We start from the raw sequence: 13,114 nt of genomic DNA on the forward strand, positions 1-13,114 counted from the left end.
GAAAGGCTATGCCTTGGGCGTCTTGTCTTCGAAGGCCTCGGCCTTTTCCGCTTCAGCTTCCTCTGCAGCAGCCTCTTCAGCAGCGGCTTCTTCTGCGGCGGCCTCGGCCTGCTCAGCCGCCCATACCCCGGCGGTTTCAACCGCCATCGGGGATGCCGTCGGTAGAACGCTGACATAGCTTTCGGTTTCTTCAACCGGCAGGGCTTCACGACGCGTCATGCGATAAAGCGCATAAAGCGCAATCACCGCAAAGGTCCCGGCAAGCACCAGCCAGAACGATTGCGGGCCAAGGTGCTCCATCGACCAACCGGCAATCAACGGGCCAAGAATAGCCCCCACCCCAAAGGTCAGGACCAGACCACCTGATGCCGCCGGCATTTCTTCGAGTGACAGGAAATCGTTGGTGTAGGCCAGAAACAGTGCATAAAGCGGTGTGGTCATGCCGCCTGCGACAAAGGCCGCACACATCATAAAGACCAACTGGTTACCCGAAAGCCAACCAAGCATGCAGGCTGACATGGCAACTGCCGCCGCACCAAAAATCAGCTTGCGGCGGTCCATGCGGTCCGACAACCAGCCAATCGGGTATTGGAATACCAACGCACCGGCAAACAGCATCGCCACAAAGGTCGCGATCTGCACGGTCGTCATTTCGATCTGGGTGCCATAAACCGCCGCCATACCGGTCTGGGTGGCATATACACAGCCCAACAGGAAGATGCCCACGGTACTGAGCGGCGATCCCGCAAACAGTTCCTTAAGCCCCATCGGACGGGCCGCCTCGGTCACTGGCACGGACGAGGCCGACAGCAGGATCGGGGCAAAGGAAATCGAGACCAGAATGGACGCAACAATAAACAGGGCCGAGTTCGCAGCATCGCCAAGCGTCAAAAGCCCCTGCGCCCCGATAATGCCAAGCGTCTGGGCAATCATATAAGCCGACAGAACCTTGCCCCGGGTTTCGTTGGTCGAGGCATCGTTAAGCCAGCTTTCCGCCGTCACATAGATCCCCGACATGCAAAAGCCCAAGATCACGCGCAACGCCGTCCATGCCCATGGCTCGGCAATCAGGGGAAAGGCAATCAACCCAGCGGAGGTAAAGCTTCCGAGTGCAGCAAAGACGCGCACATGGCCAACCCGCTTGATCATGCGCGGTGTGATGCGCGCGCCCGAGAGGAAACCGGCAAAGTAACCCGATGTGACAATCGCCAGTTCGGCAGAGGAAAAACCCTCAATCCCGCCGCGCAAACCGATCAGGGTGAAATGCATGCCATTGCCCAGCATGATCAGGACAACTCCAATAAGAAGTGCCCAGACACTGGTTAAAACCTGGATCATGAATCGCCCTTTCGCACTTTGGGGATTACCGGACTGTCTGTGAGCTCAGCGCGCCTTGGTCTGATGTCGTGTTGGTTCAGACAAATGACAAGTCTCAGCGAAAAGTACGAAACCACTGATCACATTCAGTTTCCAGACTTTTTTCGGTATGAGGGGGATTTTTTGGCCTAAGCAGCCGGGTCTCTGATCTCGGCCTCGGTCAGGCGTTTGGTGGTGACCCCGTTTTTAAGATCAAGCCAGCCGCAAAAAACAGTCACCCAGACGGCGGCTAGCATCAAATACGCGACATACTGATCCATCACCCAAAGCGTGCCTGCGGATATCACGCACCACGCCAGCGGAACCGGCAACAAAACCCACCGCCAGGTCCCGCGCGACAGCAAAACAAAGCCCAACGTGCCAAGGGCGGTTGGATCGGCAGCACTGCCAAAAATTTCGGCTTGCACCAAGTCGCGCCCTTCAATCAGGCCAATAAACGGATAGACAATCAGCGCAAAGGCAACCAGAGACGCCCCGACATAACACGACAAATCCCCGCGCCAGCCAAAACGAAGCGGCAACGGACGCGCAGCAAAGATGGCAAACAAAACCACCTGCAGGGCAAAGGCCGGCAGCAGATAAGGCACCGCCCAATTGATCGGCTGATAATATTGCCAAAGGAAGCCATAGCCCGACCAGGCCCAAACCAGCGCCAACAACACCAGAATAACCCGGTTGCCGCGAAAACCGTGACGCAGGGCAAGGCCGGATGCGATCACCCCGGCAATCAGCGCACTGGCAACCACCAGCCACCAGGTGGTGTTCATGGTTTCAAACAGCCGGTAATAGACACGCGGCGAAAACAGCAACAAATCCGCCAGTCCGTAATCCCACCATTCAGTCATGCTGTTTGCCCCCGATTGCCTTGATCACACCAGAACGCCAATGACGGCGGCGATCTGTTCGCGCATTTTATCATCGAGCAAAGGCCCGGTTGCGGCCGCCATGTTTTCCGCCGCATGGGCCGGTTTGGTGGTGGCCGGGATCGGACAGGTCACCGCCGGATGGGCGATCAGATATTTCAAAATCAACTGCGCCCAGCTTTTGGCTTCAAGTTCGGCGGCAAATTCCGGCAAGGGTTGGCCTTCCAGACGCTCGGTCAGGCTGCCGCCACGAAACGGCCGGTTCACAATCACCGCAATGCCGCGATCATATGCCAGTGGCAAAAGATAATCCTCAACCTTGCGGTCAATCGGGTTATAGGTCACCTGCACGAAATCAAGCCGTTCATTCTTCATCACCGCAATCAGGTCTTCGGTACGTCGCCCGTGCGAAGTCGTCACACCGACATGGCGCAACTGCCCTTCGTCCTTCATGCGAAACAGAAGCGGCAGGTTTTCATTGATGCCCAACAGATTATGGACCTGCAAAAGGTCAAACTGCTCGACCTTCCATCGATCTGATGTTTCTGCGATCTGTTCGGCACCATCGCCTGCGGTCCAGACCTTGTCGGTCGAAAACACACGATCCCGCGCACCAAGCTTATCAAGCCCGTAACCAATCACATCCTGAGCGGAGCCATACATTGGCGAGCTGTCAATCATGCGGCCACCGGCATCGAAAAACGCCGACATCACATCTGCGCACTGATTGCGCAGCACAATGTCTTGGCCGACATTGAACGTGATCCAGCTTCCAAGCCCGACAGCGGGGATTTCTTCACCGGTTGACGGGATTTGCTTTTGCAATACTTCCGATGGCGCATCGGAGCTTCCCTGCGCCCAGGCCGGGAGACCCGACGCCAACAGGCCAAGCGCCCCTAATGAGGCAGAAGCCTTCAGAAACCCTCGACGGTCAAATTCAGACATGGCTTAGAGCACCTTTTCGTTGCTTCGGACCAATCTTCAAACATGATCCATCAAGATTTGGGCAGAATTCTGCCCTACCGCAACCTTAGGTACTTTCAAGCCTTTCTCGCCAAATCACGCGGCTTCGCAAAATACTGCTTGACCTAGAGTGCGCTCCAGCTCTTAGCCTGATGCAGCATTGAATAACTTCAACACAAAGGTGCCCGTCATGATGATTGGCGAAGTGGCAGAAAAAAGCGGTTTTTCCATCGACACCCTTCGATATTACGAAAAGATCGGCCTTCTACCAAATGCAGACCGCGACCCCGGCGGACGTAGGTTCTATGACCGCGATGTTTTGCGCTGGCTCGACTTTCTTGGTCGGCTCAGGGATCTCGGGATGCCAATTCGCGACCGGGTGTTATATGCCCGGCTGCGCGCCGAGGGTGACAGTACGATCGAAGCCCGCAGGACCTTGCTTCAAACCTATCGCGACGAGCTTGCAACCCGTATCGGAAGTCTGACCGAAACGCTTGATGTACTGGATGCCAAAATTGCCAATTACGACACGACGAGTGCGCCATTAAAGGACGCTAAAAAATGACCGAAACCAAATCCGCCCTGGAAGCTGGTCGCAAAATCGTGGCCATTCTGAACCCGGAACTTGAAGGCCAACTGTCAGAAAAATACGACTGTCTGGTATCTGACTTTGCAGAAACACTGGTTGAATGGGCCTACGGGCGTCATTATGCACGCCCGGGACTTGATCTTAAAACCCGACAGCTTTGCACGATTTCGGCCCTGACCGTGCTCGGTGGTCAAACCGCCCCGCAGCTCAAGATAAATATTCGCCACACCCTGGCAGCAGGTGCCACCCGCACGGAAGTTGTTGAGGCCATCTGGCAAATGGCCGTTTATGGCGGCCTTCCAGCCGCAATCAATGGCCTGAATGCGGCACAAGAATTGTTTGATGAAATGGATCAGGCCGCCTGATTATCCGACTATCAACGAAAAAGGCCGCAGCGATACCTGCGGCCTTTTATCATTTTCGTGGCGGCTGGACGTTAAACGCGCTTCCAGCTGGTCCCATCCTTGAAGTCTTCAAGGATGATGCCGCGTGCCAAAAGGTCATCACGGATTTTGTCCGCCGTTGCGAAATCCTTGTTCTTCTTGGCATCCGCACGCTGGGCAATCAGCCCGTCGATCTCGGCCGCCTCGTCTTCATCGGCTGATCCGGTAAACCAGGCTTCGGGATCCGCTTCAAGAATACCCAGAAGCTTTGCTGCGGCAAGGATTTCACCCTTGGCCTCAGCCCGTTCGAACTTCTTTTCCGCCTTGTTGAACTTGGTCACAAGGTTATGGAATTCCGAAATCGCAAGCGGCGTATTGAGGTCATCACACAGCGCGTCAAGCACCGCACGCGGGACCGGCATGGTTTCCGGCGTCACGTCCGAACTTTGACGAAGTGCGGTATAGAAACGATCAAGCGCCTCTTTGGCCTGACGCAGGTTTTCTTCGGTCCAGTTGATCGGCTGATGGTAATGCGTTCCCATCATCGCCAGACGGATCGCCTCACCCGGCCATTTTTCAAGCAGCTCATGCACGGTGACGAAATTGCCCAATGATTTGGACATCTTTTCGCCTTCGACCATCAGATGGCCGTTATGCATCCAGTATTTGGCGTAGCTTGAACCCTTATTGGCGCAGCAGCTTTGCGCCAGTTCGTTTTCATGGTGCGGGAACACCAGATCCGAACCACCGCCATGGATGTCAAAGTTTTCACCGAGATAACGCGTCGACATGGCAGAGCATTCAATATGCCAGCCCGGACGACCACGGCCCCACGGGCTATCCCATCCCGGAATATCGTCACTCGACGGTTTCCACAGAACGAAATCAGCCGGGTCTTTTTTATAGGGGGCGACTTCCACGCGTGCGCCCGCAATCATTTCCTTGCGATCTCGACGCGACAGCTTGCCATAGTCATCAAACGCCTCGACTGAGAACAGCACATGGCCCTCGGCGGCATAGGCAAAGCCCTGCTCTATCAGGCTTTCGCACATGGCGATCATTTCCGCGATATGTTCGGTCGCGCGCGGTTCGATATCGGGCTTGGCAGCATTCAGCGCGCCCATGTCATCCAGATAGGCCTGATGGGTGCGTTTGGTGATTTCGGAAATCGGCTCGCCGCTTTCCTTGGCACGTGCGTTGATCTTGTCATCAACGTCTGTGACATTCCGAACGTAGGTTACCTTAGGATAGATATGGCGCAACACGCGCACCAGCGTATCAAACACCACCACCGGGCGGGCATTACCGACATGGGCATAGTCATAGACCGTCGGGCCGCAGACATAGAGGCGCACGTGATCGGGATCAATCGGCGCGAACACCTGCTTTTCGCGGGTGAGCGTATCAAAGATGCGAAGGGTTTTGGTCATTTCAAACGTCCGTTTGGCTGTGTTATCGGGTCAAATGCATACATTTTCCGGCGATCAAAGCAGATGCTTAGACCGCCTTCCCACACAACCGGTCACGCGCCTTTTCAGACCCGATCAAAACCAGCATCGTCGACATTTCCGGACCATGTTCGCGCGCGGTCAGTGCTTTGCGCAGCGGCATGAAAAGCTGCTTGCCCTTGCGTCCGGTTTCATCCTTAAGCGCCGTGGTCCAGGTTTTCCAGCTGGTGCCATCAAGTTCACCTTCCGGCAGCATTTCGGCGGCCTTTTTCAGGAACTCGGCATCCTCGGCATCGATTTCCGGAATGACGTTTTTGTGGATCACATCCCACCATTCCAGTGCCTCGGCCACGCGCCAGCAATTGCCGCGCACCGCATTCCAGAACATCTCGTCGGCATCTGCCATGCCAGCGGCCTCAAGCTTTGGCTTGGCCGCCTCAAACGACATTTCGTGAATGACTTTTTCATTGAGGCTTGCCAGTTCGGCCGGATCAAATTTCGGCGTGGAGCGGCCATAATGATCCAGATCGAATTTCTCAAGCACCTGCGAAAGGTTCGCCGGCTCAATCTTGTCCGATGCGCCAAGGCCGGTCAGAAGACCAACAAGCGCCTCGACCTCAAACCCGTCATTACGCAGTTCGCGCAGTGAAAGGCTGCCCAGACGTTTGGAAAGCTGCGAGCCACCCGGCCCCGCCAGAAGCGGCATATGGGCAAATTCAAGCGCGCCCGGCTTCCCACCAAGCGCCAGATACAGCAAGATCTGCGACACGGTGTTGGTCACATGGTCTTCGCCGCGAATGATGTGGGTAACACCCATTTCAAGGTCATCCACCACCGAGCCCAGCATATAAAGAAGCGATCCATCTTCACGGATCAGAACCGGGTCGGACACATGTTCGGTATCAAACGAGCAGATCCCGCGTGTCAGGTCATCCCATTCGACCATGCCGTCGGTCAGAAGGAAACGCCAATGCGGCTTGCGGCCTTCGGCCTCAAGGGCGGCAATTTCTTCATCAGACAGCGTCAATGCCTTGCGGTCATAGATGAACGGCTGGTGACGCTGGCGGGCTGCCTTGCGTTTCCAGTTGAGCTCACCTTCCGTCTCGTAGCACGGATAAAGCAATTCACGCTTTTTCAGGTCATCAATCGCCGCGTCATATTTGTCCTGACGCAGGCTTTGACGTTCTTCCTGATCCCAGTCGATGCCAAGCCAGGCAAGGTCTTCACGGATCGCATCGACATATTCGTCTTTGGAGCGCACCGGGTCGGTATCGTCAAAGCGCAGGATGAATTTCCCACCTGATTTACGGGCATAAAGCCAGTTCATCAGCGCCACACGGGCGTTACCGACGTGAAGAAGCCCGGTCGGGCTGGGGGCAAATCGCAGAACAGGTTTTGTCATTTCAAACTTTTCAATCACGTAACAAGGTTCGTGAAACCATTGGTAATCGGATAGCGACGGTCACGGCCAAAGGCACGCGGGGTGATCTTGACCCCCGGGGGTGCCTGACGGCGTTTATATTCCGCCCGATCCAGCAACCGCCAGACCCGGCGTACTGTTGCCTCATCGTGACCGCTATCCACGATATCGCGAACAGACCGCTCACCTTCAATCATCTGATGCAGGATATCATCCAAAACATCATAAGGCGGCAGACTATCTTCGTCTTTCTGATCCGGGCGAAGCTCGGCCGATGGCGGCTTGGTGATAATCCGTTCCGGGATCACCATGCCATCCGGGCCGATTGCCCCAACCGGTTTGTGTTCATTGCGCCAGTGGCACAGATTAAACACGGTCGTTTTATAAAGGTCTTTCAGAACCGAATAGCCACCACACATATCGCCATAAAGCGTGGCATAGCCAACCGACATTTCCGACTTATTGCCGGTGGTCAGCACCATGTGGCCAAACTTGTTTGAAAGCCCCATCAGGATAATCCCGCGCGAACGGGCCTGAATGTTTTCTTCGGTAATGTCGGCATCGCGGCCTTCAAAGGCGGGGGCCAGCATCTGTTCGAACGCGGCCATGGCCGGGCCAATATTGATGCTTTCAATCCCGGTCTTGAGCATGCCTGCGCAAAGCTCCGCATCCTCAAGGCTCTCGGCCGAGGTATAGGGCGATGGCATCATCACCAGACGCACGCGATCAGAGCCCAGCGCATCCACGGCAACCGCGGCCGAAAGCGCACTGTCGATCCCGCCCGACATGCCGATCACAACACCCGGGAAACCGTTTTTATTTACGTAATCGCGCAGGCCCAGAACCAGCGCCTGATAGATCGCATCAAGCCCGGTGGGATAGCCAACCTTCGGCGCGTCATCCGTGCAACGCCATTGACCGTTTTCATCCTGTTGCCAGGTGGTCAGCACCACATCCTCGGCAAAGGCCGGCAGGGCAACCGCAAGCGATCCGTCGCCGTTCAGGCCGAAAGATCCGCCGTCAAACACCAGCTCATCCTGACCGCCGACTTCGTTGCAATAAATCATCGGCTTGCCGCTTTCGCGCACCCGATCCTCGATCAGCTTACGGCGCAAATCATCCTTGTCGGCTTCAAACGGTGACCCGTTCGGCACGAGGAAGATTTCTGCCCCCGCGTTCGCCAGATGGGCAACGACGTTCGGCGTCCAGACATCTTCACAGATCGGCACACCCAGCTTGACGCCCTTGAATGAAATCGGGGTCGGCATCGGACCTGCGGCAAAGACGCGTTTTTCATCAAACACGCCATAATTCGGCAAATCATTCTTGGCGCGCACATCAATGATCTTGCCCTGATCAATCAGCAACACCGCGTTATGGCGCGTGCCGTCGACTTCCCATGGCGTGGTCAACAGCAAGGCCGGGCCATCTTTGCGTTTGGCTGTGTGTTCGCAGATGAATTCGACCGCGTCATGAAGATGGCGCATGAAGGCCGGCTTCATTACCAGATCCTCGGGCGGATAGCCCGACAGGACCAGTTCAGAATACAGAACCACGTCCGCAGCCTGATCGGCCGCAGTTTCCCAGGCAGCCACAACCTTGTCCCGGTTCCCGGTGACATCACCGACAATCGGGTTGAGTTGGGCAATCGCAATGGCAAGCTTCTTTGTCATGATGTTGGAATAGGATCGCCCCTGCGCGCTGTCAATTGCGGAATGCGCAATATCCCATGTTTCAGACAAGATCACCATTCTTGCATGGCAGAAATGCAAATCTTTGAAACCAGCAAGCACCTTGGTCTTCAGCGTGATTTTATTCTTATCAACGACTTAGCGTGTTGATAATGACTTGCAAAATCGGCTTCATCCCGATCTATTGCACGCGACCGTGAAAACACGGGAATAAACACAAAGTAAAATACGAGCAAACAACATGACCCACAGCCCCAATGCAGCCGCCGAAATGGCGGCGGTAACCATTTCCCATATTCCAGGCCGCGAAATCACTGAAAACCTTGGCATTGTCTTTGGCAGTTCCGTGCGCAGCCGCAACTTCCTTTTTGATATTTTTGCGATGCTGAAAAACCTGTTCGGGGGTGAAGTGCGCTCCTACACCCGGCTTTTGGAAGACGCCCAGCAGGAAGCCACCAGCCGCCTGATTGCCCAAGCCCAAAAATTGGATGCCGACGCCGTTGTGGATGTGCATTTCGCAACGTCACAGGTGGCCTACAAGGCGGCTGAGATTTTCGCATACGGCACAGCCGTACGACTGAAATAACAGGGCAGGCACAGTACCATGGAAGATCTGTTTCTTCCGGGAATTGCCCTGACCATCCTGATCGGAATCGCTTATATAACCGGCCGCTTGGCCGATGGGGCACATGAACGCGCGCTCAGACGCGACGAAGCATTGTTGCCCCATCAATATCTTGATTCCGGGGATGCAGTTCCCGATGACATCACGTTGCATGACAGCAAACTGGTGACCGGCAAGGTCGTCATTGCCGAAGACCGTTTTCGCAATCTTCTGGCCCGCCTGCGCATTTTCGTCGGCGGTCGACTGGCCGCACACGAAGCCACCGTCACCAGGGCCAAGCGCGAGGCGATATTGCGGCTTCGCACCAACGCCAAGGGTGCAAGTCACATTATAGGTTTACGCTTTGATTCTGCCGAACTTGGACGCGGCATGATTGAGGTGATCGTCTCCGGTACCGCCATTTACACCGATCATCGCCCGACGGGTGGTCGGCCATCTGCCCTTCCCGATGACGGGGTGAATATCTCGCACCGCAATCTACTGGCCGAATTTGCGTCGGGCAGTATCGCGTTCCTTTTGATTTGCTGGGGGATTTATACGGCAAGCGGCCTCGCGGTTGAATGGGCGGCCAACAGCATTTCGGTTCAGGAAGAAGTTGCCATCTGGTCGGAGCTTGAACCCGGACTGATCGCAGAACATCGCGAAGATTATGAACGCAGTCTGCCGGAACGCTATCTTCTTGATCTGGTCAATTCCATCCCCAAGGAGGCCATTGGCCCGGCAAAGGATTATGACTTTGACGTTCTGATCATCCCCGATGACAGCCCGAATGCCGCGGCATTGCCCGGTGGCCTGATGCTTGTTCATACCGGAATGCTTGAACTGGTCGATACCGAGAACGAGCTGCTGTCGATCCTTGGCCATGAAATCGGTCATTATAACGGGCGCGATCACCTTGAAGGTATTGGCCGCGAAGTCGTTGGTGTCGCACTTTCGGCCATGATGTTTCAGACCGATGCGGTTCTGACCACCTGGGCGGCAAGCTGGCCAAAACTTCTGGCTGATCGGGACTATTCGCGAAGTCAGGAACTCGATGCCGATGACTGGAGCCTGCGTATCCTGATGGCCAAATACGGCCATGTCGCAGAAGCTTCCACCACCTTTGCAAAGCTGGGACAGCTTCAAGGCGGCCGCAGTTTGCTGGATTATCTTTCAACCCATCCCCATCCACGTGACCGGGTGGAACGGCTTGAGGATATGGCGCGCGAACAGGGTCTTCCGATCAGAGAACCGGTTGATCTTCAGATCGCGTTTGAGAATTTCCTTGTACGCACGGGTGAAATCCCGGCAAGCGCGCTTGAAGACCGGCACCAATTCAATCTTACCAATACAGGACACTAGCCAATGCGCGGACTTTTCGCCCCGTTTCGCTTTCTGAGCGTAAGTGGCCAGCCCAATACCGAGTTCTGGCTTACCCAGTGCATCATTCTGGCATCAACCGTTCTGGGTGTGTATCTGGCAAGCTTTGCCGGTTTTGAAATTGCCGTTGATTTCGACCGTTATCAAAGCACGTCTGATGTCTATAACCTCGAACGATCGCTTGAGGCGGAGTTTGTCGATAACATTGAAAAGGTCGAAACCTGGATTGCCGACTATCCAGAAGGCCCGATGACCTGGCATGCGGCAAACCTCGCCCCGCGCGAACGCCACAAGCTTGATGATATGGTTTGGGAAACCATGCGCTATTCCCAGCGTACCTTTGAAGTCGATCCGGCAATTATCACCGGTGTACGTCGATTTTATTCCGATATCGAAGCGCAGATGACGATCATGTTCATGCAGCAAAATGCCAACGGCATGGCAAAACATGCGCTTAAAAATATGCAGGAAATTGTCGCCACCGCCCGTGCCGATGTCTTGCCGCTGTTGCAGTCCGAAATTCAGCGTCTTGATGGTGAACTCGCCAAAATGACGGATTGATCACGATTAACTTCTCGACCAGACAAAAACAAAACCGGGGCTGTTCGCAGTCCCGGTTTTTTTGTGTCCGCATACATGAAAACGTCGGCAACAATTAAAGTGCCAGGGCTGCGTCGATCTCGTCCTGGCTCATGGTTTTGGCCGAACCATGGATAATGCCACTGGCGACATCCATGAATTTCTGAAGCGAGGTGGTCACTGCGCTGGCCGTCACACGCAGAAGGTCTTCATCACCCGTCTCGATGATGGTTTCAAGCTGCGAAACCGCGTGTGCCACGATTGTATTGAGGTGCTCGATGGTTTCCTCGAACGGCTGACGGAATCTTGGCGGGACGTGTTCATAGGCCTCAATTGCAAGCTCCTTGTCGGAAAAGGCACTATCGCGGAAATGCTCCTGATAGCTTTTCGGCGCCCATTCCTTGCAATCCTCGATCATGTCGGGCATGTCGGGCACCATTTCGAGCAGCATGACGATCTCGTTGAAATGGTTCAGATAGTCGGTCGCCAAAAGCGTGGTCGAGGAAATGTTGGTTCCCTCCACCTTCTTTTGCCATGCGCTGAATGCAGCGTCGTCCATCATACCCGTTGCGATCCCTCGCCCTTAATCGTCTGTCAGGAACACCCTGCAATTACCCATACTTAAGAATATTTACAGCCCATTGGTAGATGTTTTTTATGAATTCGTGCCGATTGCGCAACAAATTGATATTTTGAGTCGTCAACTAGCAACAAAGAGACTTGAAACTTTGCCAAATGTAACAAGGTAGACGCGGCAAAATCTGGACGTTTCCAATGTTATCATGCTAACCATTGCGCTACTCCTTTAAAGCATCAGATAACAGGGCATTCAGGTGGCGCAAGCTGTTTCTCAAACTGTCAACCTAACCGAACTGTCGGTCATCGTTCCGATATATAACGAAGAAGAAAGCATAAAGCCGCTCTGCGAACGCTTGCTCTCTGTCCTCGATGAAATGGGAAAACCATTCGAGGTAATCTTCGTTAATGACGGAAGCTCAGACAACTCTTTCTCGCTGTTGCAAGATGCGGCAAAAGAGCGAATTGAACTGAAAATCGTCAACTTCCGCCGAAATTACGGCCAAACCGCAGCCACGATGGCTGGCATTGATCATGCGTCAGGCGAAGTCATCATTCCAATTGATGCCGACTTGCAGAATGATCCTGCCGACATCCCCAAACTGCTCGGCAAACTGGCAGAAGGCTATGATGTCGTATCTGGATGGCGCAAAGACCGTCAAGACGCGGCCATACGCCGGAACTTTGTCAGCCGTTTGGCTAACAGACTGATTTCAAAGATTTCTGGTGTTCACCTTCACGACTACGGCTGCACGCTCAAAGCCTATAAGAAAGATGTTGTTAAAGGCATTCGGCTTTATGGCGAAATGCATCGGTTTATTCCCATTTACGCCACATGGATGGGCGCAAAGGTCTGTGAAATTCCGGTTCAGCACCATGCCCGTCAATTTGGGCAGTCAAAGTACGGTTTGGAGCGGATAGCGAAAGTGCTTCTGGACCTTATGGTCGTGAAATTCCTCGACCGTCACATGGTCAAACCGATCTATGTGTTCGGCGGAATTGGTCTTGTGTCTTTCTTCGCTTCTTTTCTGAGTACAATCTGGATGCTTTGGCTGAAGTTCTTTGAAAATACTTCAATGATCCAGACCCCACTACCGCTTGTCGTTACGATGACTTTCCTGGTCGGCGTAATGTGTATCCTACTCGGTCTTCTGGCGGAGATGATTGTCCGAACATACTTTGAATCACAAGGGCGCAGCCCTTACCTCGTCAAAGAGACGGTCAATATGGAGCAAGAATAG

Annotated in this window: 13 protein-coding genes; 6 read left to right on the forward strand and 7 right to left on the reverse strand. The window is 54.4% G+C overall.

Annotation, left to right across the window (positions count from 1 at the left end; all coding sequences use genetic code 11):
* Positions 1-6: 6 nt before the first annotated feature.
* The 3 genes from B2T33_RS06690 to B2T33_RS06700 all read right to left on the reverse strand — a co-directional run bounded on the left by B2T33_RS06690 (position 7) and on the right by B2T33_RS06700 (position 3,185).
* Positions 7-1,338 carry an MFS transporter gene (locus B2T33_RS06690; RefSeq protein WP_286791547.1) on the reverse strand — a complete coding sequence of 444 codons (1,332 nt, stop codon included), beginning with the start codon at positions 1,336-1,338 and terminating at the stop codon, positions 7-9.
* A gap of 167 nt (positions 1,339-1,505) precedes the next feature.
* Entirely contained in the window at positions 1,506-2,222 is a 717-nt protein-coding gene (locus tag B2T33_RS06695) for a hypothetical protein (protein WP_286791548.1), read from the reverse strand.
* A gap of 24 nt (positions 2,223-2,246) precedes the next feature.
* The gene (locus B2T33_RS06700) at positions 2,247-3,185 is read right to left on the reverse strand and encodes an aldo/keto reductase (protein WP_286791549.1); all 939 of its coding nucleotides are present in this window, start codon (positions 3,183-3,185) and stop codon (positions 2,247-2,249) included.
* 208 nt (positions 3,186-3,393) lie between these two features.
* Here B2T33_RS06700 and B2T33_RS06705 point away from each other — a divergent pair, with 208 nt between their 5' ends.
* Together B2T33_RS06705 and B2T33_RS06710 are read left to right on the forward strand one after the other, a co-directional pair.
* Entirely contained in the window at positions 3,394-3,768 is a 375-nt protein-coding gene (locus B2T33_RS06705; protein ID WP_286791550.1) for a MerR family transcriptional regulator, read from the forward strand.
* Positions 3,765-4,157, forward strand: a complete 393-nt coding sequence (locus tag B2T33_RS06710; RefSeq protein ID WP_286791551.1) for a carboxymuconolactone decarboxylase family protein — start codon at positions 3,765-3,767, stop codon at positions 4,155-4,157. The genes B2T33_RS06705 and B2T33_RS06710 overlap by 4 nt, the downstream gene beginning before the upstream one ends.
* Before the next feature lie 71 nt (positions 4,158-4,228).
* Here B2T33_RS06710 and cysS read toward each other — a convergent pair whose 3' ends face one another.
* From cysS to B2T33_RS06725, 3 genes are all read right to left on the reverse strand, one after another.
* Complete coding sequence (gene cysS, locus B2T33_RS06715; protein ID WP_286791552.1) at positions 4,229-5,605, reverse strand: cysteine--tRNA ligase; 1,377 nt, start codon at positions 5,603-5,605, stop codon at positions 4,229-4,231.
* Between the two features lie 67 nt (positions 5,606-5,672).
* The gene (gene gltX, locus B2T33_RS06720; RefSeq protein WP_286791553.1) at positions 5,673-7,025 is read right to left on the reverse strand and encodes a glutamate--tRNA ligase; all 1,353 of its coding nucleotides are present in this window, start codon (positions 7,023-7,025) and stop codon (positions 5,673-5,675) included.
* 14 nt (positions 7,026-7,039) lie between these two features.
* Positions 7,040-8,716 (reverse strand): NAD+ synthase, encoded by a 1,677-nt coding sequence (locus B2T33_RS06725; RefSeq protein ID WP_286791609.1) that lies wholly within the window; start codon positions 8,714-8,716, stop codon positions 7,040-7,042.
* Between the two features lie 259 nt (positions 8,717-8,975).
* Between B2T33_RS06725 and B2T33_RS06730 the strand changes: the two genes are divergently transcribed.
* The 3 genes from B2T33_RS06730 to B2T33_RS06740 are packed head-to-tail and all read left to right on the forward strand — an operon-like array spanning position 8,976 to position 11,279.
* The gene (locus B2T33_RS06730; RefSeq protein WP_008891588.1) at positions 8,976-9,320 is read left to right on the forward strand and encodes a YbjQ family protein; all 345 of its coding nucleotides are present in this window, start codon (positions 8,976-8,978) and stop codon (positions 9,318-9,320) included.
* Between the two features lie 18 nt (positions 9,321-9,338).
* Positions 9,339-10,700, forward strand: coding sequence for a M48 family metallopeptidase (locus B2T33_RS06735; protein ID WP_286791554.1), 1,362 nt, complete (start codon positions 9,339-9,341; stop codon positions 10,698-10,700).
* 3 nt (positions 10,701-10,703) lie between these two features.
* Positions 10,704-11,279 (forward strand): hypothetical protein, encoded by a 576-nt coding sequence (locus tag B2T33_RS06740; RefSeq protein WP_286791555.1) that lies wholly within the window; start codon positions 10,704-10,706, stop codon positions 11,277-11,279.
* 94 nt (positions 11,280-11,373) lie between these two features.
* Here B2T33_RS06740 and B2T33_RS06745 read toward each other — a convergent pair whose 3' ends face one another.
* A complete protein-coding gene (locus B2T33_RS06745) occupies positions 11,374-11,859 on the reverse strand; it encodes a hypothetical protein (protein ID WP_197146836.1) in 486 nt (161 codons plus the stop codon).
* A 271-nt stretch (positions 11,860-12,130) separates the two neighbouring features.
* Between B2T33_RS06745 and B2T33_RS06750 the strand changes: the two genes are divergently transcribed.
* A complete protein-coding gene (locus tag B2T33_RS06750) occupies positions 12,131-13,114 on the forward strand; it encodes a glycosyltransferase family 2 protein (RefSeq protein WP_157097785.1) in 984 nt (327 codons plus the stop codon).

Source organism: Thalassospira sp. UBA4513 (assembly GCF_002388495.1).
Classification (GTDB): domain Bacteria; phylum Pseudomonadota; class Alphaproteobacteria; order Rhodospirillales; family Thalassospiraceae; genus Thalassospira; species Thalassospira tepidiphila.